The organism is Planktothrix tepida PCC 9214 (assembly GCF_900009145.1).
In the GTDB taxonomy this organism is placed as follows: Bacteria; Cyanobacteriota; Cyanobacteriia; order Cyanobacteriales; family Microcoleaceae; genus Planktothrix; species Planktothrix tepida.
Map to the genome: position 1 here is coordinate 1 of NZ_LN889865.1, position 215 is coordinate 215.

Annotated in this window: 1 pseudogene; it reads left to right on the forward strand. The window is 36.3% G+C overall.

The annotated features are described in order from the left end of the window. Positions 1-215, forward strand: a pseudogene (locus PL9214_RS32085) (IS701 family transposase); the annotation flags it as partial.

Here is a 215-nt window from a genome sequence, read left to right on the forward strand (position 1 = left end):
TGGTGGGAAATCATTTTCTGTGTGTATTTAATGATTAGTTTCAACTCCGAAGTTTTCCGGTCTTTAAGTCAAGGCAGTCCCCGAGAATCTGAGAGCAAAAAAAACACCACCGATTGCTCAACTCATCAACAATGGAATCACAAAGAGGGATGGAAAAATGTTTTAAATAATCTGCGTTTAATAATTCAGCCTACTATTATATTGTGGTTGATTGT